Source organism: Sediminibacterium sp. (assembly GCF_019264485.1).
GTDB lineage: Bacteria > Bacteroidota > Bacteroidia > Chitinophagales > Chitinophagaceae > Sediminibacterium.
Window position 1 is genome coordinate 150,833 of the sequence record NZ_JAHVAA010000004.1, and the last position, 24,328, is coordinate 175,160.

General features: G+C 40.5%; 22 protein-coding genes. 10 read left to right on the top strand and 12 right to left on the bottom strand.

What is annotated here, in order from left to right; translation table 11 throughout:
* Window positions 1-43 precede the first annotated feature (43 nt).
* Window positions 44-859 carry an aminotransferase class IV gene (locus tag KXJ59_RS02085; protein ID WP_295200588.1) on the top strand — a complete coding sequence of 272 codons (816 nt, stop codon included), beginning with the start codon at window positions 44-46 and terminating at the stop codon, window positions 857-859.
* Window positions 860-880: 21 nt separating this feature from the next.
* Here KXJ59_RS02085 and KXJ59_RS02090 read toward each other — a convergent pair whose 3' ends face one another.
* Window positions 881-1,402: a hypothetical protein gene (locus KXJ59_RS02090; RefSeq protein ID WP_295200590.1), complete on the bottom strand. Its 522-nt coding sequence runs from the start codon at window positions 1,400-1,402 to the stop codon at window positions 881-883.
* 285 nt (window positions 1,403-1,687) lie between these two features.
* On the opposite strand from KXJ59_RS02090, the gene KXJ59_RS02095 reads away from it, so the two are divergent.
* Both KXJ59_RS02095 and KXJ59_RS02100 read left to right on the top strand, forming a co-directional pair.
* Window positions 1,688-4,759 (top strand): sensor histidine kinase, encoded by a 3,072-nt coding sequence (locus KXJ59_RS02095; protein WP_295200591.1) that lies wholly within the window; start codon window positions 1,688-1,690, stop codon window positions 4,757-4,759.
* 104 nt (window positions 4,760-4,863) lie between these two features.
* A complete protein-coding gene (locus tag KXJ59_RS02100) occupies window positions 4,864-5,493 on the top strand; it encodes a hypothetical protein (protein WP_295200594.1) in 630 nt (209 codons plus the stop codon).
* Between the two features lie 255 nt (window positions 5,494-5,748).
* On the opposite strand, the gene KXJ59_RS02105 is transcribed toward KXJ59_RS02100, so the two are convergent.
* Together KXJ59_RS02105 and KXJ59_RS02110 are read right to left on the bottom strand one after the other, a co-directional pair.
* On the bottom strand, window positions 5,749-6,591 hold the full coding sequence (locus KXJ59_RS02105; protein ID WP_295200596.1) for a hypothetical protein: 843 nt from the start codon (window positions 6,589-6,591) through the stop codon (window positions 5,749-5,751).
* Between the two features lie 66 nt (window positions 6,592-6,657).
* A complete protein-coding gene (locus KXJ59_RS02110) occupies window positions 6,658-7,269 on the bottom strand; it encodes a hypothetical protein (protein ID WP_295200599.1) in 612 nt (203 codons plus the stop codon).
* Window positions 7,270-7,496: 227 nt separating this feature from the next.
* On the opposite strand from KXJ59_RS02110, the gene KXJ59_RS02115 reads away from it, so the two are divergent.
* From KXJ59_RS02115 to KXJ59_RS02135, 5 genes are all read left to right on the top strand, one after another.
* Window positions 7,497-8,000 (top strand): hypothetical protein, encoded by a 504-nt coding sequence (locus KXJ59_RS02115; RefSeq protein ID WP_295200602.1) that lies wholly within the window; start codon window positions 7,497-7,499, stop codon window positions 7,998-8,000.
* Window positions 8,001-8,091: 91 nt separating this feature from the next.
* Window positions 8,092-8,793, top strand: a complete 702-nt coding sequence (pxpB, locus tag KXJ59_RS02120) for a 5-oxoprolinase subunit PxpB (RefSeq protein WP_295200604.1) — start codon at window positions 8,092-8,094, stop codon at window positions 8,791-8,793.
* Window positions 8,790-9,749 carry a biotin-dependent carboxyltransferase family protein gene (locus tag KXJ59_RS02125; RefSeq protein ID WP_295200607.1) on the top strand — a complete coding sequence of 320 codons (960 nt, stop codon included), beginning with the start codon at window positions 8,790-8,792 and terminating at the stop codon, window positions 9,747-9,749. The genes pxpB and KXJ59_RS02125 overlap by 4 nt, the downstream gene beginning before the upstream one ends.
* An 88-nt stretch (window positions 9,750-9,837) precedes the next feature.
* A complete protein-coding gene (locus KXJ59_RS02130; RefSeq protein WP_295200609.1) occupies window positions 9,838-10,581 on the top strand; it encodes a 5-oxoprolinase subunit PxpA in 744 nt (247 codons plus the stop codon).
* Window positions 10,578-11,753 carry an NRAMP family divalent metal transporter gene (locus KXJ59_RS02135; RefSeq protein ID WP_295200612.1) on the top strand — a complete coding sequence of 392 codons (1,176 nt, stop codon included), beginning with the start codon at window positions 10,578-10,580 and terminating at the stop codon, window positions 11,751-11,753. The genes KXJ59_RS02130 and KXJ59_RS02135 overlap by 4 nt, the downstream gene beginning before the upstream one ends.
* Here the strand turns inward: KXJ59_RS02135 and mnmH are convergent.
* Window positions 11,734-12,837 (bottom strand): tRNA 2-selenouridine(34) synthase MnmH, encoded by a 1,104-nt coding sequence (gene mnmH / locus KXJ59_RS02140; protein ID WP_295200615.1) that lies wholly within the window; start codon window positions 12,835-12,837, stop codon window positions 11,734-11,736. The genes KXJ59_RS02135 and mnmH overlap by 20 nt on opposite strands.
* A 40-nt stretch (window positions 12,838-12,877) precedes the next feature.
* Between mnmH and KXJ59_RS02145 the strand changes: the two genes are divergently transcribed.
* Entirely contained in the window at window positions 12,878-13,372 is a 495-nt protein-coding gene (locus KXJ59_RS02145; protein WP_295200618.1) for a histidine phosphatase family protein, read from the top strand.
* Between the two features lie 94 nt (window positions 13,373-13,466).
* Here the strand turns inward: KXJ59_RS02145 and KXJ59_RS02150 are convergent, their stop codons facing one another.
* Both KXJ59_RS02150 and KXJ59_RS02155 read right to left on the bottom strand, forming a co-directional pair.
* Window positions 13,467-14,354, bottom strand: a complete 888-nt coding sequence (locus KXJ59_RS02150; protein ID WP_295200620.1) for an EamA family transporter — start codon at window positions 14,352-14,354, stop codon at window positions 13,467-13,469.
* Between the two features lie 22 nt (window positions 14,355-14,376).
* Window positions 14,377-15,492, bottom strand: coding sequence for a glycosyltransferase (locus tag KXJ59_RS02155; RefSeq protein WP_295200623.1), 1,116 nt, complete (start codon window positions 15,490-15,492; stop codon window positions 14,377-14,379).
* A 247-nt stretch (window positions 15,493-15,739) separates the two neighbouring features.
* Here KXJ59_RS02155 and KXJ59_RS02160 point away from each other — a divergent pair, with 247 nt between their 5' ends.
* On the top strand, window positions 15,740-15,940 hold the full coding sequence (locus tag KXJ59_RS02160) for a hypothetical protein (protein ID WP_295200625.1): 201 nt from the start codon (window positions 15,740-15,742) through the stop codon (window positions 15,938-15,940).
* A gap of 76 nt (window positions 15,941-16,016) precedes the next feature.
* On the opposite strand, the gene KXJ59_RS02165 is transcribed toward KXJ59_RS02160, so the two are convergent.
* The 6 genes from KXJ59_RS02165 to KXJ59_RS02190 all read right to left on the bottom strand — a co-directional run bounded on the left by KXJ59_RS02165 (window position 16,017) and on the right by KXJ59_RS02190 (window position 24,252).
* Complete coding sequence (locus KXJ59_RS02165; RefSeq protein ID WP_295200627.1) at window positions 16,017-17,282, bottom strand: pyridoxal phosphate-dependent aminotransferase; 1,266 nt, start codon at window positions 17,280-17,282, stop codon at window positions 16,017-16,019.
* A 162-nt stretch (window positions 17,283-17,444) separates the two neighbouring features.
* Window positions 17,445-19,127, bottom strand: coding sequence for a serine hydrolase (locus tag KXJ59_RS02170; RefSeq protein WP_295200628.1), 1,683 nt, complete (start codon window positions 19,125-19,127; stop codon window positions 17,445-17,447).
* Window positions 19,128-19,253: 126 nt separating this feature from the next.
* Window positions 19,254-19,694, bottom strand: coding sequence for a hypothetical protein (locus tag KXJ59_RS02175; RefSeq protein ID WP_295200630.1), 441 nt, complete (start codon window positions 19,692-19,694; stop codon window positions 19,254-19,256).
* 40 nt (window positions 19,695-19,734) lie between these two features.
* Window positions 19,735-20,202, bottom strand: a complete 468-nt coding sequence (locus KXJ59_RS02180; RefSeq protein WP_295200632.1) for a hypothetical protein — start codon at window positions 20,200-20,202, stop codon at window positions 19,735-19,737.
* Complete coding sequence (locus KXJ59_RS02185; RefSeq protein ID WP_295200633.1) at window positions 20,199-20,771, bottom strand: sigma-70 family RNA polymerase sigma factor; 573 nt, start codon at window positions 20,769-20,771, stop codon at window positions 20,199-20,201. Before KXJ59_RS02185 ends, KXJ59_RS02180 begins: the two co-directional genes overlap by 4 nt.
* A gap of 286 nt (window positions 20,772-21,057) precedes the next feature.
* Window positions 21,058-24,252: a hypothetical protein gene (locus tag KXJ59_RS02190; protein WP_295200634.1), complete on the bottom strand. Its 3,195-nt coding sequence runs from the start codon at window positions 24,250-24,252 to the stop codon at window positions 21,058-21,060.
* Window positions 24,253-24,328: the final 76 nt, after the last annotated feature.

Below are 24,328 nucleotides of genomic sequence, written 5' to 3' on the forward strand. Positions count from 1 at the left end.
ACTGAGTAAGACACAGAGTTACACGGAGTAGTAAATTGAGCTCATGATTAGTTATGTAAATGGCGCATTTATTGAACTGCAAAATGCAGTTATTCCTGTGAGCGATTTAGGCTTACAAAGAGGTTACGGTGTATTTGATTTTTTAAGGGTGAAAGAACAACATCCGCTTTTTCTGAATGCACATATAAATCGTCTCTATCGTTCACTGGAAATAATGCGTTTGCAGGTTCCTTATTCAAAAGAACAGTTAAAAGATATTATCGACGAATTAGTCAGCAAAAATAAGTTCGCTCATTCCGGTATACGCATCACGGTTACAGGCGGCGCCTCGCCGGATGGGTATACACCTGTTGAGCCACATATCATCATTGTACAGCAACCGATAGCTGTGCCACCTGATACATTACCATCAGGTGCATACAAACTGGTTACCCATGCCTATCGCCGGCAGATACCGGAAGTAAAAACAACAGATTACCTGATGGCCATCTGGCTACAACCCTGGATTAAAGAACAGGGTGCTCATGATGTATTGTATTGTTGGGAGAACAGTGTAACTGAATGTCCGCGTGCCAATTTTTTTATTATCACACAAAACAATACACTGGTTACGCCTGCTACAGGTATGCTGAAAGGAGTAACCAGAGAAAATATTCTCACCGTTGCAAAAAACAGTATGACGGTTGAAGAGAGAGTTATAACCCTGGAAGATATTCGCGGCGCCAAAGAAGCATTTATTTCCAGCTCTACCAAACGCATTATTCCGGTTACTGCGGTGGATGATGTAGAATTTGGAACCGCTGGAGAAGATAGTATTTCAGCGATATTGTTTGAGAGCTTGCGCAGAATGGAAGAGTGACCGGTATCAGGAAAGTACGGTTTATATATAGTTCAATAGCTGATGAATACTTTTCAGATGAAGCATTTTTCTTTCAACCCTAACTAATATTTTTTCTGAAATAACAAACCATACAGCCATTATACTTTTATTTCTTTCCGGTTGAAGGGCGCCAAAAATGCCTTTTTTTATATCTTGCTTGCTATACAATTTATTACGGAGATCAATAATAACCACAGCTACTTTCTGCTGAGAAGCTGCATAAATGCATCTTTTAATAGCAGCAGCATTAACCAATCCATTTTGCCCTGGTGCTTTTATATCACCTATAAGTAAGCCATTAATTCTTACATCAGGATTTTTATTGGCATATACATCAGGTAACCAGAAAGCTCTTAATTGTTTTTCACTTTCAGGAATACAAGGTAGAAGCTGAATCTTAAATCCATAATCTGCCAATATTTTACAAACGGCTTCGTTGATGAATAATTCATCCTTTCCATGTAATGGGTGCAAGTGAACAAATCCTCCAGATACGGATGTATAAATTTCCTGGTAAGTCATATGATTATGTATAAATGGCTAAATTATTGCTAGCCACTACGTAGCAGGCGGAGTTATGCCACAGGCGGAGTAGAAACGAAAATTTTTTTGTTTGTTCATTAAAAATGATAAACTTTGTATTGCATTGGGCTGCGGCCCAAAGCCTCCGCAGCCCCGGTTTACCGGGGCCTGTTTTTTTACGCCAAAATTCTATTCTAAAAGATATCACCCTTTGGCCCTCCCCGACCGCCCAATTCACATGAATATGCTGTTTTTTATGCCCTTTGCTATCAGTAAATTTGTACCGTGCCGCTTCGTATATACAGCCTTGGCTTCCTTTTTTTATTCTGTGTAGCTTTTTCGTCTGCACAGGAGACTTATACATTTACCCACCTGAGTACCGATGACGGACTTGCGAGCAATGATGTTCGTTCACTGTATCAGGACCATAAAGGTTTTATCTGGATTGGCAATGCCAATGGTTTGCAACGTTTTGATGGTACCAAGTTCATCAGTTTTTCAATGGGTAATAAAAAAGGCAGCGATCCCTTACCCATTTCCCTGATTGAATACATTGTTCCCGGAAAAAACGGCACACTCTGGTTATACTTTCCCGAACTGCGTGAAGTAGGTATTTTCGATCCCGCTAAGTTTATCTACAAGAAAGTGGCCATTAAACCAGCTGTACCTATTCCCGGTCGTATCAACGCAAGGTTGTGGAACGACAGCAAAGGCAATATCTATCTCACCATTCAACCCATTGGTATTTTAAAGTTTGATGAGAAAGAAAATGCTTTTACCGCTTCTACGCCCTTTCGTTTGCCGAAAAACTGGGGCTTTGGTACTGCATCGGTAGAAGACAAAAAAAACGGCTTGCTCTGGCTCTCCTGTTCCGACAATGGTCTTGCCGCTTATGATGAGAAAACCGGAGAAACCTATACCCGTTTATACAATCCCCAAAAAATACCCTTACTTAATAACTGGCGTGTACAGGAAGGTTTAAGCAATATTTATATCGACAGTAAACATCGTTACTGGTTATATAACTGGCCTGTTTGGGGTGGTGGTGGACAGGTTTTACATTGTCTCGATTCAACAGGAACCCGTTACCTGAAAGATACCATTGGTCTTAGTTTTAATAGCGGCGAATACAGTGAGTACCGGAATATGGTTGATCTGCCCAAAAGTGGTATCTGGGCGTATGGTCTGAATACCTTGTATAGTTATAACCGGAACGTAAAACGGTTCAATTATTATAAAAACGATCCGTTAAGCAGTATTGCCATTCATTATGAAATTGCCCACCAGGTAATAGAAGATCGTGAAGGTGGTGTTTGGGTAGCAACCAATGAAGGGATTTATTTTACCTCTCCGGGTAAAGATGGTAATGGTGTTCAGAACATGATTTTTTCAGAGGCAAAAAAAAGCAGAGATTTTACAGATATTATTGAACTGACCAATGGCGATTACTGGCTTACCAACTGGGGGCAGGGGGTGCTTACCATGGATAAGTTTTTCAGACCCAAGCCTTATACTATTTTTAAAAATTTTCCGGCTAAATGGAATCTCGCACAGCGAATGGGGGTGAATCTTACCTGGTGTATGCATCAGGAAAAAGCAACCGGTGATGTTTGGATTGGCTCAAATGGCGGACTCATTACCCGTTATAATCCTGTAACCAATAAAACACAGTATTATAATCCACCTGAATTTCAAAACGCAACAGTGCGGTACATTACAGAAGACAAAAAAGGACGCATCTGGTTCAGTACACAAAGAGGAAGAATTATTCGTTATGATAACAATGAGTTTGTTGTTATCAAAGATTTTGGCGCCGCTGTTATCCCTAAAATTTTCTTTGATAATGATGGATGGATCTGGGCTGGTGTTCAGGGCGCCGGATTATTTGCTATGGAAGCCGAAAACGGAGGTATTCTTCAACAATACGTAAGAGGAAATGCAGACAATAGTCTGTTTTCATCTAACGGTACCGATATTGATCAACTAAACGACAGTACTATTGCTTTTGGTGCGGGAGCGCTGAACCTGATAAACAAAAGAAGTGGCAAAGTGCGTATCATCGACTATTCACATGGGCTGCCTTCAAATTCTGTACAACGTTTACGAATAGACAGGGTGGGGTATTTATGGATCGTAACCAATAATGGCCTTTGCAGGTATAATCCCTTCAACGACAATATAACACCGTATAATAAAAGAGACGGTGTGGTGTTAGGAGAAAAAGCCGTAGCTGCTGATTATCTCTGCAGCGAAGGTTTTGTGATGTTTGCCGGTGGCAATAGCCTTATGTTTTTTCAACCCGAAGTTTTTGCCAGTAACCAGCAGCCACCTGATGTAAGTATTACCGATTTCAAACTCAACAACGAATACCTGCCAATTGATTCGCTCACGGCTCAATCGGAACTGTCGGTTAGTTACGATCAGAATTCTTTCAGTATCTATTTCTCTTCTCTTAGCTATGTAAATCGCGATAAGCTGATTTACTATTACAAAATGGATGGTATTGATGAACAGTGGATCCGTGCCGACCGGCAAAAACTGGTTAATTTTTCTTTACTGCCACCAGGTCATTATACCTTCCAGGTGTATTGTGAAAACATTGACGGTGTTCGTTCAAAAAATATTACCAGTTTTTCTATTCATATCAGACCACCTTTCTGGAGAAGATGGTGGTTCCTGAGTCTGATGGCGCTCGCACTCGGCGGCTTACTTTATTTTATACATCGTTTACGCATCAACAGAATTTTAGCCGTTGAAAATTTAAGAAACCGGGTAGCACGCGACCTGCATGACGATATGGGCTCTACACTCAGTACCATTAATATACTGAGCACTATGGCTAAAAGTAAACTCAATACCGATAATGTAAGGGCCAGCGAATACCTCGGAAAAATCAGCGATAACAGTCAGCGCATGATGGAAGCCATGGATGATATAGTATGGAGCATTAAACCCATGAACGATTCCATGCAGAAGATTACAGCGCGCATGCGCGAAATTGCTACCAGTGTTCTTGAAGCAAAAGATATTGATCTGCAGTTTCGTTCCGATGATTCTACCGAAGAAGTAAAAATGGATATGGAAGCCCGACGCGATTTCTTTCTCTTATTCAAAGAAGCCATTAATAATATTGCCAAATATGCTAAAGCCGATAAAGCATCGGTTCACCTTACCGTTCACCATAAACGTTTATTAATGATTATTAAAGACAATGGTATTGGTTTTGATATTGACAAAGCCGATGGTAATGGTTTGGGTAATATGTATAAACGTGCAGCATCATTAAAGGGACGATTACAGATACAATCAAAGCCCGGTGAAGGCACACAGATTACACTGAATATACCGGTTCAATAATTTTCCTCAGGGCAAACGCTGTAACTTCCCTTCTCTGCGGTGGCGGTTTCGCAAAGTATTCGATAAAACAATTTTATGTTTGTGCCTGTTAAATTCATTTTATTTTGAGAGGCAGGTTTAGTACATATTCTTTTGCTGGCAGTAATTACCAACTCTATACACCTGTTACAAAAGATTTACAGGAAGCATGGATGAGCGGAAGTTTAAAAGATTTTCCCTATTGGAGTAAGTGCTGGCCTTCGGCTATTGCCCTGTCGGATTTTATTGCTAAAAATCAAGCACTCATTCAGGATAAACAGGTACTGGAACTGGCCGCAGGTCTTGGTTTACCGTCTCTGGTGGCTGCAAGGTTTGCAAAAAATGTTATCACAAGCGATTACCTTTCTGAGCCCTTATCATTCGTGAAAATATCAGCAGCAGAAAACAATATCACAAATATTGAAACCAGGATCATTAACTGGCATAACCAGCCCAGTGATTTGTTGGTAGATATTGTACTCTTAAGTGATGTGAACTACAACCCCGACGATTTTGAAACACTCGATCGGTTATTTTCCTTTTTTCTTCAACAGCATACATTAATCATACTAAGCACACCCCAGCGCATTATGGCTAGGTCTTTTGTTGAAAAATGGCTGCCTTTTAAAACAATGCAGGAAGAATTTATGCTCAGAGAAGGGGAAGAAGAAGTATGGGTGAGTGTTTTGGTATTGGAGAGAAGAGACCGAGAGTAAGTAAGACCGATATTGATGCGATAATATTTATTTGCCCGGATAACACGAAAACCCACGGTCACTTTCTAACTCACCGACTTCCCGTCTTTCGGTCTTTCCTATCACATACAAAAAGCCCGGCAAGACTACCGGGCTCTTCCCTGGCGGGAAACCTATGGAAAACAGAGAGACTCTTTAATATCGAATTTTCAATATTGCATATTAAATGTTGAAGTTGTAATCGAATAGTATCATTCGAAATTCAATATTCATTATTTATAACCGTACGCCTGCTGACAGTGTTACATAAAACATATTATTGCCTCTCTCCGATAAATCGCGTCTGCCTGCAACCGTTACCAGATTCTGTGGTATTACATAGGCGGGGGTAATGGCCAGGTTGCATTTGCCTTTTACAAACACAACCGGCATGGCCACTTCATAGGATAATATGTTGAATTGGGTAATATTCTCTGTTGTTTGTTGCGTAACTGGAATACCGAGCACATTCTTTCTTTCCAGGTAGGTATTACTGAATTGTTGTGTTCCCAGATTGGCGGTAAAAGATGGAGCCAGTGCAATAGCTGCATTATTCATGCCTTTATTGAAAATGAATAAATGATCTACTCCCAGACTGGCATTTACATCCGTTTTATCACTGAACATCAAACTCAGCCCACCATTCAGGTTCAGTATTTTGTTGAGATAACTCAGGTTTGCGCCGGTTTGTGAACGTAATGCAGATTGCACCAAGGTACTCCCATCTTTATACAGAAACCTGGAGAAGAAAAGATTACCTGAAAAATGATCCGTTTGCGGAAAACGATACCCTGCTTCTAAAGCAGTTCCTGTATAAGCCGCTGACTGCATACTATTCTGCACAAATATGAAATTGCCCTGTGCATACAAACCGTTTTTCAACTGAAAGCCCAGCATGGGAAATATTCCACTGCTTTTTAAACTATCCGTGCGGCCAAAAAAATGCAGGGCCGATTGATAGTTGAAAGAGGCGTTGAACTCGTTCTTTGTTTTTTTCTCTTCTCCTGCTTCCTGAGCAAGTGAAAGAGTGGGCAATACAATGGCTAACCAAAGCAATTGCCTGCTTTTGGACAGTTTCATAAGAATTCGTTTTAGTATGTTTTAAGTCAGCGGCTTGTCAAAAAATATACAAGGGGTGGGGTTTCCTTAATTGCCGGCTTTTGCTTTTCCTTTAGCTTTTACTTCAGCGCTGGCTGAAGCAGATGGTTTTACTTCTTTGGCTTTTGCTTTAGCTTCTGCAGCTTTGTTAAGACCGGCTTCTTTTACAGCTTCTGCTTTCTCCTTTGCATCAGATGCTTTTTCTTTGGCCATGTCTTTCTTTTCGCCTACCATCTCTGCTCCCTCACGCATGGGAAGTTTTGCATTGGCATTGGCATTCAGTTCTGCTTCAGAACGGGCACCGGCTCTTACCAGTCCTCTTTCTTCTCCACCTGCATTACTGTTGAGTTCTGCCTGTGATGAGGTTTTTACATCGGCACTGGCATTCACACTAGTGTTGGCTTTAACACGCTGAACAGATTCATTCGCCATCAACGCCGTTTGTTTAGAAGCATTTACGGTTGCATTGGTAGCTTTACTAACCGTGGCTGTTGTTCTTGCTGCCGCATTGGTAGCTGCAGTCGTTGCCCTGGTAGCATTTACGGTTGCACGTGTGGTAGCTGTTGTGGTACTGCGTACACCTAAACCTAATTGTGCGTCGGCGGCCTGGAAGAAAAAAAGACCTGCTAATGCTGCTGTTGTTTTCATCATTGTTTTCATGATAGATGGATTTTTGGTGATCAATTGGTGTTACGTTTTTACCTTTTCAAGTACCGTGCCAAAAATTAAAAAATGGCCAAACTCCTTTATTATCAATGCTTTTGGCGAAAAATTAAACCGCATATATACGAAGCATACTTTCCGGTAGTTTTATTCAGCGAGCTTTCCCTGATATTTTACATTTCTTAAACAAAATCTCAATTTGTAATTTGGTCTGAAATATTAATATGAAAAAAATCAGCCTGCTTTTAGCATTATTTTTCTGCTTCCATGCAAATGCTCAATATCAAAATGATGTTGGTTCTGCAGATGCTATCGTTAAAGCACTTTATGAGGTGATCTCCGGACCCAGCTCTAAAGCACGCGACTGGGACCGTTTCCGTTTCCTGTTTGGAAAAGATGCTCGTATGATGACGGCTGTTCCGCATAAAGACAGTGGTACTATTATCCGTACCATTACACCGGAGCAATATATTCAACGCAACGGTACACGCTTGCAGGAAATTGGTTTTACAGAAAAAGAATTACACCGTATTACAGAAACGCATGGTGCGGTAACTCATATGTTCTCCACTTACCAGTCTGATCTTACCGTGAATGGTATTGCACAACAAATGCGGGGCATTAACAGCATCCAGTTGTTTAATGACGGAAAACGCTTTTATATTGTTTCTGTTTTCTGGGATGGTGATTCAAAAAAACAAATTGATAAAAAATACCTTGGTCAATAATTATCTTCTGCGGTGAACTTACGTGAATATTCACCGCAGAGAACATGAGGTAACAGAGGTTACGCAGAGGATTTTTTTAGTAAATTGTGGCATGCACGTTTTCCCTGCTTTTGAGTTTTATGCCTGTGGTGATCATGGTTTTACACTTGATTTTGGACAGCAGATCGATATAAACATTAACGGCTTTGTTATTCACCTGTTCCATCAGCTTCAAAAAAACAGAAGATCATATATACTCGACATTATTCCGGCTTACAGTAGTATTACGGTCGTATATAATCCCTTATCCTTCACAAAATGCAATACAAATCCTGAATCAGTTATTCACGAATATTTTACCAATGCTATTCTGCAAACAGAAAATATACAGGCTACAGCATCAGTTGATATTATTCGCATACCCGTATGTTATCATCCTTCTCTGGCACCCGATCTTGAGCCGGTTTGTAAATACCATAATATAGATATAGATACGCTGGTAACACTACACACGCAGAAAACTTATCGTGTATTCATGAATGGCTTTCTTCCCGGTTTTGCCTATATGGGAACGGTGGATGATCGCATTGCAACAGCACGTCATTCCAACCCACGTAAAAAAGTAGCGGCAGGAAGTCTGGGTATTGCCGGAAATCAAGCAGGCATTTATCCTTTTGAATCACCGGGTGGATGGCAACTGATTGGTAGAACATCAGTATCATTATTCGATCTGCATTCAGATAATCCCTGCTTATTGAAACCAGGCGATCAGGTACAGTTTTATTCCATACCCATTGAAAGTTTTCAATCATGAGTATCCGTATCATCAAAAAAGGATTACTGGATACCATACAGGACAGAGGAAGATATGGCTACCAGCACCTCGGTATCAATCCAACCGGCGTAATGGATTTTGTTTCGATGCGGTTGGCGAATGCATTAGCAGGAAATGAAGAGCAGGAACCAGTAATTGAAATGCACTGGCCCGCACCCGTAATCAGGTTTGAAACAGACACCTGCTTTGCAATCAGTGGTGCTGCAGTTATTGCACGAATAGACCAACAGACAGAAATTCCTGTTAACAGAACTGTATTTGTGAAAGCCGGTAGTCAGCTTTCTTTTGAAAAAAAACTATCGGGCGCCCGTATTTACCTCGCTGTTCAAAATGGTTTCAATCTTACACCCTGGCTCAATAGTAATAGCACTCATTTACAACTGAACCATGGCGGGCATCACTTAACAACAGGGGCTGTTGTTGAGTTTAACAAAGCCCTGTCCCATACAATATCAATCACAAAATTTTATCCCTGGTATATTCAATCACCAATTGACCTGTCTGACTCAACCATTCATTTTACAAGAGGCAAAGAATGGGGCTTGCTGGATGAAACAATGAAGGAGCTGTTCAAACAAAATATTTACCAGATCAGTAACGAGAGTAACCGCATGGGTTACCGGTTAAACGGAACACCTGTTTATCTTCAACACTCAACAGAGTTGATTTCTACGGCTGTTACAAAAGGAACCATTCAGTTACTACCGAATGGACAACCACTGGTATTACTCGCCGATCACCAGACCACGGGTGGTTATCCAAGAATCGGACATGTAATCAGTGCCGATGTTCCCAAACTCGCACAATTTGAAACCGGTCAAAGCATCCGGTTCAAAGAAATAACAATTGAAGAAGCACATCAACGGTTAAAGAACCTTGATTTGTATTTGAAACAAACGGAAATAGCTTGTAAATTGAGGATGGCGGATCTTTGATTTTTTGATCTTTGATTTTCCGATTGAAAGAAATCACACGAATCGAAAAATCAAAGATCAAAAAATCAGAGATTAAAAAAATACTATAATGCACATCGATCTGAACTGCGATATGGGCGAGGGTATGGGCAATGATGCCGAACTGATGCCATTCATCAGCAGTGCCAATATTGCCTGTGGTTTTCATGCAGGTGATGAAGATACCATGCGACGCACCATTGAGCTGGCATTAGAACATCGGGTGGCCATCGGTGCGCATCCGGGTTTTCCAGACAGGGAGAATTTCGGCAGAACAGAAATGGATTTCCCTGAAGAAGATATTATTTCCATCGTTTCAGAACAGGTGTATCAGTTGCTTGATCTTGTTTTTGCCATGGGTGGTAAACTACAGCATGTAAAACCACATGGCGCCTTGTATAATATGTCGGCCAGAAATTATTCACTGGCATCAGCCATTGCCAATGCCGTATATGAGATTGATGAGCACCTGGTTTTATTTGGTTTAAGTGGCAGTGCCAGCATACAGGCAGCAAAAGATATTGGTTTACAAACAGCCAGCGAAGTATTTGCCGACAGAACTTATCAGGATGATGGATCACTCACACCCCGTAAAGAAGCCAATGCACTTATTACCAATGAGCAGGATGCAGCACAACAGGTTTTACAAATGATCCTTAAAAAAGAAGTAACCAGTATACATGGTAAAATTGTTCCGATTCAGTGTGACACTATTTGTATTCATGGTGATGGTAAGCAGGCAACCGCATTTGCCAGACAAATTAATACGCTCCTGCAAAAAAATCAGATAGATTTACGATCTTTTCATCCTTGAAACTGATTCAGAAAAATACAGCAATTACAGGAGCGGCTTTTCTGATGGCCACTTCTGCCATTGGGCCCGGTTTTCTCACACAAACTACCGTATTCACACAAAAACTACTGGCCAGTTTCGGATTTGTTATTCTCATTTCTATACTGCTTGATATTATTGCACAGGTAAATATCTGGCGCATATTATCTATTACCGGTAAACGCGCGCAGGATATTGCAAACGAAATGATACCCGGGCTGGGTTATGGCCTCGCTGCGCTTATTCTGGCCGGAGGTATTGCATTTAATATCGGCAATATTGGTGGATGTGGTTTGGGTATTGAAGTGTTGACAGGTTTACCCAATGTATACGGCGCCATTATCAGTTGTATGATGGCTTTATTTATTTTCTGGATGAAAGAAGCCGGACGTATTATGGACAGCTTCACCAAAATACTTGGTATTATCATGGTACTACTCACGCTGTATGTAGCTATCAGTTCTCAACCACCTGTAGCCGATGCTTTGCACCGTAGTTTTATACCGCTGACCATTGATGCAAAAGCTATTGTAACACTGGTGGGTGGTACTGTGGGCGGTTATATTTGTTTTGCAGGCGGACATCGTTTGCTTGATGCCGGATATAAAGGTCTAGACGCCATACCAGCCGTAACCAAAAGTGCAATAACAGGTATTTGTGTTACTGCCATTATGCGGATTGTTTTGTTTCTCGCAGTATTGGGTGTGGTAAGTGCAGGCCATGTACTTGATACTGGCAATCCCTCCGCTTCTGTTTTCAAAATTGCTGCGGGAGAAATGGGCTATCGTTTTTTTGGTGTGGTGATGTGGTGCGCAGCCATTACCTCTGTTGTTGGAGCCGCTTATACTTCTGTTTCTTTCCTGCGTAGCTTTCATCCCTGGATTGAAAAAAACTACCGATGGATCATTACCGCTTTTATTCTCCTGTCTGGAATCATTTATGTGCTGATTGGTAATCCCGTAAAAGTTCTCGTGACCGTTGGCGCATTAAATGGTTTGATCTTACCAGTTGCACTTGCAGTAATGCTGCTCATTATCGGCAGAAAGAAAATTGCCGGATACACTCACCCTGTTTGGTTAACTATCAGTGGATGGTTGGTGGTGACTGTGATGACTTATATGAGTGTTCTTACCATCAAAGGCTGGCTGGGCTGATAACTGCCTGATTCCTGTATACTTTTCTTACCTGCTCCGCATTTACTACAGGATTTACTGTTTCTATTGCTATTTTATGCATCAGCAAATCAACATTCTCCCGCTGGTTATGCATGCTCTTATTATAAAATCGGTCGTAATATTTCAGCAGTATTGCAAAAGCACCTTTGATATCATTTTCCAGCAGGCAGTTCACCGCTGTTTTTGTTTCCAGTCCGCCAAGTCTTTTCTGGATGCGTATTGTAGCGCTGATCAGTTTATCTTTTTCAAATTGTCCATACTGTTCAGCAATATAATTGAGCCTTTCTTCAAAAGGAATATCCATAAAGTACAGGCTTCTTGTTCGCAGAAATGAATACAGCCTGATTGGAATATTAACTTCTCCAATGCGCTGGCTCTCGTCTTCTGTCCAGATATGTTCTGCCTGCTGCAACACCATCAGTTCATATAATCTTGTTGCCAACAGGTTTTCAAACATTTCCTGTTTTGGTTGCACTGGCTGACCCAGGTTACCAAATGCTGATCCTTTGTGACAGGCAATTCCTTCCAGATCGAGTACAGCTTCTTTCATGGCATTCAGTCGATGCAGGGTTTCTGTTTTCCCGCTCCCCGTATACCCGCCGATAATAGAAATAGGATACTCTTTTTCAAATTGTTTTAATACCCAGTTGCGGTATGCTTTATATCCACCTACCAGTGTATACACTTTAAAGCCATAGAGGTCAAGTAACCAGGCTACTCCTGCACTTCGCATACCTCCGCGCCAGCAGTACACAAATACACGCCGCTCTTCCTGCTGCTTTTTTTCTTTTACTCCGCGCGCCTCAACCATTTGCTCCACTTCCTCAACCATTTTCACCATTTTCGGACCAAAATATTCAAGTCCTATTTTAATAGCCCGCTGTTTACTTTCCTGTTTGTAGGCCGTTCCCACTACTTTTCTTTCTTCATTACTAAACAGAGGTAAATTATTGGCCGATGGAATATGCGCATGCTCATATTCAGCCGGACTTCTTACATCGAAAATGGGCTGGCTCTGCGACTGCGTAATAAAGTCTTCTATGAGGAGGCGGGTAATTGGCATACTATACAAAGTAAACGGACTTTATTGTAACTTTTCAGTAATGAAACAGGTTTTGATCATACGTCATGCAAAAAGCAGTTGGACAAATGCTTTGGTAAGCGATTTTGAGCGCCCTCTAAACGACCGTGGTCACAGGGATGCGCCATTGATGGCTGAGAAAATGAAATCGAGGGGTGTTGCTATACAGGCTTTTCTTTCCAGTACCGCAAACAGGGCTTTAACAACGGCAGTTTATTTTGCAGAAGCCTATGGAAAAGCAAAAAAAGATATTTTACGCTTCCCCAAATTATACCATGCTCCAGCACCTGTTTTTTATAAGGTAATTGAAACCATTCCTGCAGCAATTGAAACTGCAGCCGTTTTTTCTCATAACCCGGGTATAACAGAATTTGTAAATGAGTTAACTGAAACAAGTATTGATGATATGCCTACCTGTGGCATTTTCGCTATTAGAATTGAAAGCGATAACTGGGAGGATTTCCGTACCGCCAGAAAATCTTTCTGGTTTTTTGACTACCCAAAGATAGACAGGTGATTGGGGATCGCAGATGTCTGATGTCTGATGTAGGATGTCGGATTTGAAATTGCCGTATATTAAATCCGACATCCTACATCAGACATCAAACATTCTATACTTGTTTCTTTCTGTTCACCATAAACACACCCGCAAAAATACAAAGCGCCGCAAGCCCTTTCGTGAGGGTAAAATGTTCTCCCATAAACAACATGGCAATAATAGCGGCAAATACAGGTTGGGTATAGATATAAGAGCCTGTTGCCGATGAACCGATTATTGAGAGGCCGTATACATTGAGGAGATATGCAATAAAAGTGAGGAACAATGCTGCAAAACCCAGTGCCATCCATTGTGCTGTGCCAAATGCCTGCCAGTCTGTATCAATAAACTGCTCCATACCAAAGGGCAGTATCATAAACGTACCGAATGTGAATACCCATCTCAGTACGTGAATCGGTTTATATCGTTCCATAAGCGGACGTACAAGTACAAGATAAAAAGCATAGGAGACAGCATTAATGATAATCATCAGATCGCCGAGTAATACATCTGTTCCATTTTGTTGCTGATCTTTCGACAGAATCAACATAGTTGCGCCGCCAATACCCAAAGCCAGGCCAAACAGTTTCTGAATGGTTAATCTTTCTCTCAGTAACCATGCTGCGATAATGGTAATAAAAATGGGTGTACCCAGCGATAATAGGGAACTATGAATGGCTGTAGTAAGAGAGAGTCCTTTGATAAAAAACAACTGGTTGATCGCTACACCTGTTACCGCACAAAGCAGGAAACGGGGTAGGTCTTTTTTATCTATCCCTGCTTTTCCGGGATTCATGAGAAAAACCAGCCAGAATAAAAAAAGACTTGATAGTACACGCACCACATTCAATGCAAAGGGAGCAATATATTCGGGCGTGATGGTTTTTACCACTGCATAACCCGATCCGAAAATAAGATTGGCTCCTAAAACTGCCAGATGTGCTTTTGTGTTCCTCGTCATACAGAAAACAAAAATAGTTTTTTTAACTGCCGCTCTTTGTCGAATTACGATGATTCGGAATAGACCTGATCAGCATTTGCAGCTTTTGTTCGTCAAATAAAGTAAGAGCAGGAAACCGGTAAACATGAGCGCGGCTTGATGAAATGGTTTTTGTTAGATCAAAACTATGCTGTGGCATCTGTACCGCATATCCTTTCCTGTTAAACACATGAGCCAGGTATTCCTGTTCTGTTTGTCCGGGTGTTGGAACGAGAACTGATTTTATACGCAGTTGCATCAGCTCCATCAAACTGGTATAACCGCTTCGGGTAATCACCAGTTCAGACGCTTGCAGCAATGCCTGCAGGTCTGTTGTTTCAAGATGATTAAACTGTTGTATAAAAGATGGCAGTAATAATTGCGTCTTTGCATCGGGAAGTCCACGCACCAATACTATTTCCTGTTTTGTTTGTTTTGCCTGTTCAATTATTTTCTCCTCAAGCATTGTTCTTTGTGGCTCCGGCCCTGAAAGTACTACTGTAACCTTTTTCCTGTCACTTGCTTCCTGTCTCTTAAACCTTGTAAGCAAACCCATATATTCAACAGGCAGCTGCGGTTTTTTTTCCGGGTGTGATAATATGCTTGCAAGACCATCTACATCTTTCATATCCGGCACCCAGCACACAGTAAAGCGATTGATATAACGATAATTGATTTTTTGAATGAGCTTCTCGAGCCATCTATAGGGTGCTTTGATAGTAAGTTGGTGCGTAATAAATATGGCGGGAATTTTACGCGTCCATAAGCCATACCTGTTATCGGAAATAACAAGATCAATACCATACTGTTCAATCACCTGCTCCAGCCAGCCGTGTTCCCATTGAACAATTTGAAGCAGTGCGGGTAATTGCTGTATAATTTTGAACGGCAGCCAACCCCGGGAGCGGCTATAACGTATTTTATATCCGGGGAGTTTCAGGAAATCATGTTGCGGAAACTCTTTTTTCAACAGGTTTTCCTGCGGACCATCGGTGGCAATCAGCACTCGGTATCCCAAATCAGTGAGCGCATGGATCAGCGGAATGCAGCGGGTTGCGTGACCCAGGCCCCAGTCGAGTGGCGCCACCAGCACGGTTTGTATGTTAAAATCGGTGGACAAAACTGATAGCGCTCTTGTTTTCTGGGTGAAAGATGTATTTTAGAACATCAATATGAAACGGAAAATAAACCAAATTATCGTTTTACTGTTAGTTATTGCATTGGCGGGCAGCTCATGCGGTATTTTCCAGAAAGGAAGAAACGGTAAAGGCGGATGCAACTGCCCCAACAATGTTCGTTAAACCATTCATTGTACTGGTATGAAAGATATGAACAGGGACCTCTGGCTGCTTTGTAAAAATGACCACATGACCCAGTCTGAGCTGGATCGTCAGGTTAACCTGTTAAATACCATTTTATATCATACTGAAAGCTGGCATAACTTCTGTGCGGCTCACGAAATACTCGATATCAACCGTCGTAAAATCATCCACAAACCTCATCTCATGCAGGGCATTTTGCAGGAAAGGGAGATGAAGGGATTTGTGTTTGTGAATAATTTGAATTGAGCTTTTAGCTACTAGCTACTAGCCGCTAGAAAAATTTTTTATAAACACTAGTAGCTAGTAGCTGGAAGCTAGCAGCTTAACGAAGTTTTTCCAACGCTGCTTCCAGTTTCCCTAACATTTCTATTATTTCTTCTTTTTTGCAGGTACCAACGCTAAGTCGATACCAGGGGTTGTTGGCGCCGGCACCAAAGGCTGAGAAAGGAACAACGGCGAGTTTGGCTTCTGCAAGTATGTATGACGTTACATCTGATTGCGTTTCCAGTAATTTTCCTTCTGCTGTTGTTTTACCGGTGAGATCGAGTTTTATAGTGAGGTAGATGGCGGCCTGTGGAGCAATGGCATCTACGCTGTAACCTTTTTGCTGTAAGGCTTTAAAGCCATCATGTATATTTCTTAAACGAAGTTCTATTTCGGCTTTGAACTGTTGCAGGTATCGCTCAATATTTTCTTTCTGCAATAAATATTTAGCTACTGCTTTCTGTTCGGCCATCGGTGCCCAGGCTCCTACATGGCTGAGTATGGCTTTCATCTTGGCAATGACTGTTGAAGGACCCAATGCCCAACCTACCCTTACACCTGTGGCCGCAAATACTTTAGAAATACCATCAATAAAAATGGTGTATTCTTTCATGGCTGGTCTGAGTGTAAGCGGATTGTAATGTACCGTATCACCAAACGTGAGTGTCCAGTACATCTGGTCGAACATCAGGTAACATTTTTTCTGTCCTTCTCCTCTTTTGGCATTCTCTTCCAGTATAAGATCGCAGATGGCTTCCATGCTTTCTTTTTTCAGCGTGGTGCCTGTTGGGTTTTGAGGGGTACAGATACAGATGAGTGTGGCACCTGAAATATGTTTACGCACATCTTCAACAGTGGGCATAAAATCGTTTTCAGGAGAACATTCAACCACACAATGCACTGCATCGGTAAGATGTGTATAATGATTATTGTTCCAGGAAGGCACACCATAAATTACTTTATCGCCTTTGTCAACAATGGCTTTAAATAAAGTATAAATCAAAGGGCGGCCACCGGATGCAATCTGAATTTCACTGGTATCAAAATCAAGTCCTTCCCATTCTTTGATAAATGTGGCTACCGATTTACGCAGATCGAGTACACCTTCTGCGGCGGGATAACTGGTATTGCGGTTACGGTATGATTCAATGATCAGTTCTTCCAGTTCGGCTGGAATGGGAAATACAGAAGGATCAAAATCGCCGATAGTAAGGTTATAAATCTTCTCTCCATTACGAATACGCTCGCTGATGGCATTACCTAATTTTACAATTTCACTTCCAGAAAGTGTTTCTGCTAAATAACTCAGTTTTGGCGCGCTCATAATTCAAGTATTTGATCCGGCCGCAAAACTAAGTTTTTCTGATGGTTTACAGGCAGTAGAATTGTAAAAGATAAGCCACAGATTCACAGATTAGTTCGCTCGAATCTGTGAATCTGTGGCTTATGATTATAATATGTGTATTTTGTTCCAAAGTCGCCTTTGCTACTTTATTCTCTTTCCTTCCATTTTATTTCCACCCTGAGAAAAAGTAAGACTTTTTACAGTTCCGTCAGTATTTAAATTAAACACAATCTGGGCAGCTATCTCTTTGATAAAAAAAATATTCTCGGCTTCAGCAAATAGTTCAACTGCCGGCTGTCCTGTAGCCATTGCAGAAAGGTGGTCGTTTTGCATTTCAATTTTAATTTGAAAAGATGGTTGCAGCTCATAAACACCTGCATATTTGATAAGAATTTCTGGTGCCAATAATATCGCCTCTTTTTCTGCTAATGGTTTTTTATCAGTTTCAACACCAATGCTTTTTATGATTCGGTCTGTATACAGAACTTTCATTTTGCCATTTTCTGAAGAAAATTTATATGTCGCAAAACTATTTTCAAATCTAAATTCGTCATCTGACAATGGCTCAAGTTTTATCGGTCGCCCTCCTTCACGCGTACTATAAAGCATACCCTTGTTATAAGTTATAAAGCGTACGACATCCTCAAATTGATATGCTCCCACCCATCTTTTTAACGCTGTTTCCGAAATTGTTACAGCAGGTTTTGCTGTTATGGATTTGCCTAAAAGCGTGGAAACCAGTTTTATATTGTAAGCTTCCGGACCTTTACCATCATCAAGGTTCGTCAAGATGATTGAATAAATGTTTCTATCTGGAATATAGATACCAGATGTGGTAAAGCCATTAATACCGCCCGGATGTTCAACTGTTGTTATACCTGCTATTTCATTAATTGCCCACCCATACCCATAATTGCTATGATTTCCGTTGGTTAAGGTGTGATTTGTAAAGGCAATTAGTTTACTACTTTCTGAAATAAGTATATTGTTATAAATAGCTTTATTCCACAAAAACATATCATCAATTGTCGACATCAATGAACCCGCAGCATAAGGAATAGTTACACTCATATACTCTGCGTTTTCATAATTGCCTTCATAGAATTGGTAGCCATTAGCTCTATTTGGAATGATTTTGTAAGCATCTGCATAATAGGAGTTCTTCATCCCGAGTTTATCAAAAATATTTTTTTGTATAAAATCCTTATAACTCATACCAGATAGCTTCTCGATGATATATCCTAAAAGAAAATAACCCGAATTGCTATATTCATACTTTTCACTAGGGTTAAATTCTAATGGCAGGTTTTTGAAAATACCAATGATTTCATCTGGGGCCATATCAAGCCTGGTTTTTGTTCTGAATTCAGGTAAATTGGTATAGCTTTTAATGCCAGAGGTATGATTTAGCAAATGGTGAAGTGTAATTTCATTTCCTCGCGGGAAATCTGCAATATATTTGGACAAGGAATCTTTCAGACTCAGTTTGCCTTGTTCCATCAGTATCAAAATCGCCACACTTGTAAATTGCTTGGTAATAGATGCCAACTGGAATACACTTTCGGACTTCATTTGCACTTTCAATTCTAAGTTAGCCATACCAAAAGCCTTTCTATAAAGAATCCTGTTGTCTTTGGCAATCAAAACAGCTGCCCCCGGCGAATTGATTGGGTATGCCTGATTGAATACAGCATCAAATTCTGCTTCTACGTTCTTTTCAAAAGCTCTATCAAAAGTTGAGTCTTTGCGGGTTGAAACCGGTTTTCCTTGTCCAAAAATTATTTGAGCAACTAAAAGTATTATACATGTGAATGTATATTTCATTGTTTTCTGATTTTTAAGATTAATTACAAGAAGCGCTTAAGTACTTTTTTAGGCAATAAATTGCCAGACTCACTATGTGAGGTTTACTAAATTTGCCACAAAAAGATTTGAATAGGTTATCTGTTTTTACCTTCTCAGGTAGAAGAAATACACCAAATAACTTAGTCCAAGACTAAATGCCATGATCGCTAAGGAATGAATATGAATGGGGGCAGTCAAATAAGTCATGGTCAACCCTGCACCAATGCCACAAAATAAAATAGCCAACTTAATGACTTCATTCTGCTTTTCTTTGTCATTTTTGTCCAATAAATAAGCTGATAATTGTTCAGACATTCCTCTGTCAATCAGTTTATTTTTCAAACGAAATTCTAAAAAATACTTAATCAAAGTGATGAGCATAAATACCAAAAAAGCAATAAACAAAACAGGAAGCATTATTTGGCTTATAGGCTCTATTGTTGCAAACTCAGCGGCGTTTGATTTATTATCTGTTATCAGATTGTTTTGTGCAAAAGCCTTAACTGTTAGAAGCAGCATTATTATACTTGATAATATTTTTTTCATTTCCTGATTGATTTTGAATTATCTTCTATTAGACAGCGATTTAAAGTATCGGTTGCAAATTATTTTTAAATATTTTATCCTTTTTCGTTTTGTATTGTCGGGTAATGTCGGCTACTAAAAAAAGCAATACAACTAACCCCGTTCCTATCACCAATAGTATTGTTAAAATAGATTGTGAATAAAAAATTGCAAGTATCCTGGGTATAAAAGGAATGGAAAAAGATGAAATAGCGATTAATAGAAATATTAAAAGTCCCCAAAAAGTTAATTCTTGCTTTTTACTTTTCCTCTTCGCATAACGCATAATATTATTCATTGCCAAAGCTGTAACATTAAAAGAAAAGGTTTCAGTTTCAATCTTCTGCACACTATCTATCAAAAATCGATATTCTTCAACTCTATCCTTACACGTTGAACACACTGTAAGGTGTGTTACTATGCTATCATCATGTATCTCTTTTAATAGATATGCTTGCAACATTTCGTCAGTTAAATGAATACTATTCATAATTGCTCACTTTTATAATGGTGATTGATATTGTCTTTGAGGATTATCCTTGCTCTATATAGGTAACTTTTTATCGTTCCTTCGGGCAAATTGGTGATTTCTGAAATTTCCTTATTGGGCAATTCTTCCAGATGATAAAGTGTGATTAAAGTTTTATACAAAGGTGGGAGTTTGGCTATCGCTGCATTAAGAATTTCAACTGCTTCTGTTTTGATAGTTGCTGACTCTGGATTTTCGGTAGCTATAAATTTCTCCTCAATAGTGTTTGCAATTCCGATGACTGGAATTTTCCTTTTTTGAAGATAATTTATAGTCGTATTGTAAGCAATGTTTGCAATCCAGGTTGATAATTTGGATTTGAATTGAAATGAAGACAAATTTTGGTAAGCTTTCAGATAAATATCCTGCATAAGGTCTTTTTGGTCATCTTCATTGATTGTCATTTTACTAACAATTTGAGTTACCAATTTTTCTGTATTTTTTATCACAATAGCAAAGCCTTGAATATTTCCATTCAGGATATTGGTAACAATAACTTTGTCAGAAAAATAATAGCCTTCATTGCTCATATTTCTTTATTAGACCAGCAACTTAATATTCGGTTGCAAAATATTTGCTTTTTATCTCTTCGGCATTTAACTCGTGTAGTAGATTTTAAAATAGTCGGTAACTCATAAATATACTACCCTTTCAAAATATTTTGAATTACCTCTATTTTAAAACTATTGACTATCAGGCATGTATTATCAATTACGTCACCTAAAAACAAGTACATCTATCAGCCCAATTAAAATCATTGCACAAAAAAAGGGCCGCAAAAAATTGCGGCCCTTTCATTATTCAAATCTGTTGTTATTATTCCAGCGTCTTATAATCCTTAAACAATTTCAACTCAATCGTATCTGCCACCGCACGGAAGGCTTTCCATTTGGTATCAAATAACTGATTGGCTTTTGTAATTACTTCAGAAATTTTATCTTCTGCTGCTTTCATCAGTCTCTCTTCCTGCTCACCCGGTACAATGGCTTTACCAATAATGTTGGAGCGGGCTTCACTTACATAACTGTTTACCGTTACCTGTGGCACATTACCATAACCCTGTCTGGTTTGTGGTTTACCATTCAGCATGGTACGAATATCAGTTAAACCATCTCTTATAGGTTTAATGGCTTTACGAATAGTGTCTGCTTTTTTAGCATCCAGATTCGGTAATGCCGTTTCTATTTTGTTGATGATGGTTTCTGCATCTACCATTCTGTCGTTCAAATTACCTAAACGAATAGCACTTTTATTTAGTCTGTCGGTAGCTTTGCGTAGTGCATCACGCACTTCTTTTGATGTAGGTGCATACGGATCATCATTTACCACAACCATCGTACTGTCGCTCAGGTTTCTTCCCAAAGTCAATACCACTTTATAGGTTCCCGGATCAACAGGTAATCCCGGAGGTTCTGCATTAAATGCGCCGCCACCACCGGCTCCTCCTCTTGGCCCACCGCCTCCGCCACCACGGCCACCACCGCCACCGCCGGCACGGATACCTCTTCCTTCCATTCCCCAATAATATTTATTAAATCCACTGTCGGCTTTGGTGCGAAGTGTTCTTACCAATACATTATTCGCATCAAAAATGCGGAGCGTTACCGTATCACCAATTCTGTTTCTGCCTGTATCACTCGCTGTTTTGCTCACAAAGAAACTGATGGGCGCACCCGCTCTTTTGTTTTCGCCCTCATAGCTTCCCCAGATACTGTATTCAATACCAGATGCCAGTTTACGTTTGGCCTGGTAAGCAGGCGGTGCCGCAAAAGCAGTAATCTTATTACTGAATACCTGTCCTTTGTTAGCTGCCAGTTTACGAAGCGGATTAATATCGTCCAGGATATAAATAGCACGACCAAATGTGGCAATTACCAGATCGGCTTCTCTTTCCTGTATCACCATATCATAAGTTGATACGGATGGATAACCATTTTTAAACTGCTGGAAACTGTTACCATAATCCAGACTCACAAACAAACCCTGCTCTGTTCCTACAAAAATGAGGTTGGGTTCTGTGGGGTCCTGAATTACACATAATGTATAACCGGTTACTTTCTTCTCATCTACCAGGCTGGTCCATGTTTTACCATAATCTGTGGTGCGGAATAAATAAGGTTTATTGTTTCCTCTGCGGTAATCATTCACTACCACATATGCTTCTCCTCCATTATGACGTGAAGCGCGTATCTGTGGCACCCATGCACCTGTTGGCATTCCGGGAATTTTACCACGGAAATTGGTCCATGTTTTACCACCATCTCTGGTTAACTGCACATTGCCATCATCTGTTCCTACCCATATTACACCTTTCTCTTTGGCAGATGGTTCTATCGCCAGAATAGTACAATGGTTTTCTGCGCCGGTAATATCTACCGACAAACCACCATTATTACTCTGGTCAATTTTTGCACTGTCATTGGTTGTAAGATCGCCTGATATCTGGCTCCATGATGCACCCTTATCGGTACTCATGTTCAATAACTGGCTTCCGTAATAAATCGTTTTCTTATCAAACGGGTCCTGCGCAATAGCAGCATTCCAGTTAAAACGCTGGCGAATACCTGTTGCTGTTGTGGGAGGACGAATGCTCCATCTTTCACCAGTAGCAATATTATAACGACCCACACTTCCTCCCTGGCTCATACAATATACCCAGTTCGGATCTTCTGCATCGGGCATTACATCAAAACCATCACCACCGGCTACACCCTGCCAGAATGCATTGCGTATACCGCTTTGTCTCCACACATATGCCGGACCATGCCAGCTTCCGTTATCCTGCAAACCACCCATTACATTGTAGGGAATGTTGTTATCTACATTGATATGATAGAATTGTCCGAGTGGCAATTTCTCATCAAACTGCCAGTTTTTACCACGGTCGCGGGTAATGGCAATACCTCCGTCATTTCCATCAATAATAAAATTGCCATCTTTCGGATGAATCCAGAATGCATGGTGATCGGGGTGAATACCAGCATAAGGAATTACGGTTTTAAAAGTTTTACCTGCATCTTCACTCACCGTAATAATCTGGTTAATATTATATAACCTGTTTTCATTGGTTGGGTCAACCGCTATATCCTGAAAATAGAATGCACGATTGGTTACTACTGATGATTCGCTGTTCACCAGTTCCCATTTATCGCCACCATCATCACTTTTATATAAACCATTCTTGGTAGCTTCTACCAATGCGTATACACGTTTTGGATCATTGCGGCCAATGGTAATACCAATACGCCCATAGTCTCCATCGGGTAACCCGTTTTCTTTGCCCAGTTTTTTCCAGTTTTTACCGCCATCATAAGTTACATAAAACCCACTGCCTTTACCGCCGCCCTGTAAGCTCCAGGGTGTACGCAGGTGCTGGTACATGTTTACAAATAACTTATTGGGGTTTGCAGGATCCATCACCATATCGCCCACGCCCGATGTTTCATTGGTGTACAAAATCTGTTTCCAGGTTATACCACCATCTGTTGTTTTATACACACCACGCTCAGGGTGTGCAGCAAAAGGATTACCAATGACACCAACATATACTATATCAGGATTGGTGGGGTCGATGATGATGCGATGAATATTACTGGTTTTCTCGAGCCCCATCATTTTCCAGGTTTTACCAGCATCAATACTTTTGTACAAACCGCCACCGAGGCTAATGGAGTTTCGTGGATTACCTTCACCGGTACCTGCCCATACCACACTTGGGTTACTTTGTGTAATGGCCACTGCACCGATATTTAAAATGGGCTGTTCATCAAATATCGATTCCCAGCTGGCGCCACCATTCTCTGTTTTCCAAACACCACCACTCGCTGTACCGAGATAAATGATATTGGGATTGGTCCATACGGCGTCAATAGACGTAACACGGCCACTCATACCGGCCGGACCGATGCTTCGTGGTTTTAAAGATTTAAAGTGTTTGGAAAGATCTGCCTGTTGGGCAAAAGAAGAAATAGCAGTGCCAATAAGCATTGCCAGAAACAGTAGTTTTCTCATTCAATTGGTTTTTGGAGTTCGGAATTTCCGAAATGCGGAGCAGTTTGCCAAATATCAGGGATGGTTGGTTGAGGAA

Bases quoted from the DNA above. Each gene is read 5' to 3' on its own strand.
- KXJ59_RS02115 (WP_295200602.1), top strand. From the start codon at position 7,497: ATGAAAAAAATCAGCCTGCTTTTAGCATTATTTTTCTGCTTCCATGCA.
- KXJ59_RS02190 (WP_295200634.1), bottom strand. From the start codon at position 24,252: ATGAGAAAACTACTGTTTCTGGCAATGCTTATTGGCACTGCTATTTCT.
- KXJ59_RS02090 (WP_295200590.1), bottom strand. From the start codon at position 1,402: ATGACTTACCAGGAAATTTATACATCCGTATCTGGAGGATTTGTTCAC.
- KXJ59_RS02150 (WP_295200620.1), bottom strand. From the start codon at position 14,354: ATGACGAGGAACACAAAAGCACATCTGGCAGTTTTAGGAGCCAATCTT.
- KXJ59_RS02175 (WP_295200630.1), bottom strand. From the start codon at position 19,694: ATGAAAAAAATATTATCAAGTATAATAATGCTGCTTCTAACAGTTAAG.
- mnmH (WP_295200615.1), bottom strand. From the start codon at position 12,837: ATGCCAATTACCCGCCTCCTCATAGAAGACTTTATTACGCAGTCGCAG.
- KXJ59_RS02180 (WP_295200632.1), bottom strand. From the start codon at position 20,202: ATGAATAGTATTCATTTAACTGACGAAATGTTGCAAGCATATCTATTA.
- KXJ59_RS02160 (WP_295200625.1), top strand. From the start codon at position 15,740: ATGACCCAGTCTGAGCTGGATCGTCAGGTTAACCTGTTAAATACCATT.
- pxpB (WP_295200604.1), top strand. From the start codon at position 8,092: ATGCACGTTTTCCCTGCTTTTGAGTTTTATGCCTGTGGTGATCATGGT.
- KXJ59_RS02105 (WP_295200596.1), bottom strand. From the start codon at position 6,591: ATGAAACTGTCCAAAAGCAGGCAATTGCTTTGGTTAGCCATTGTATTG.
- KXJ59_RS02185 (WP_295200633.1), bottom strand. From the start codon at position 20,771: ATGAGCAATGAAGGCTATTATTTTTCTGACAAAGTTATTGTTACCAAT.
- KXJ59_RS02170 (WP_295200628.1), bottom strand. From the start codon at position 19,127: ATGAAATATACATTCACATGTATAATACTTTTAGTTGCTCAAATAATT.
- KXJ59_RS02145 (WP_295200618.1), top strand. From the start codon at position 12,878: ATGAAACAGGTTTTGATCATACGTCATGCAAAAAGCAGTTGGACAAAT.
- KXJ59_RS02110 (WP_295200599.1), bottom strand. From the start codon at position 7,269: ATGAAAACAATGATGAAAACAACAGCAGCATTAGCAGGTCTTTTTTTC.
- KXJ59_RS02085 (WP_295200588.1), top strand. From the start codon at position 44: ATGATTAGTTATGTAAATGGCGCATTTATTGAACTGCAAAATGCAGTT.
- KXJ59_RS02130 (WP_295200609.1), top strand. From the start codon at position 9,838: ATGCACATCGATCTGAACTGCGATATGGGCGAGGGTATGGGCAATGAT.
- KXJ59_RS02125 (WP_295200607.1), top strand. From the start codon at position 8,790: ATGAGTATCCGTATCATCAAAAAAGGATTACTGGATACCATACAGGAC.
- KXJ59_RS02165 (WP_295200627.1), bottom strand. From the start codon at position 17,282: ATGAGCGCGCCAAAACTGAGTTATTTAGCAGAAACACTTTCTGGAAGT.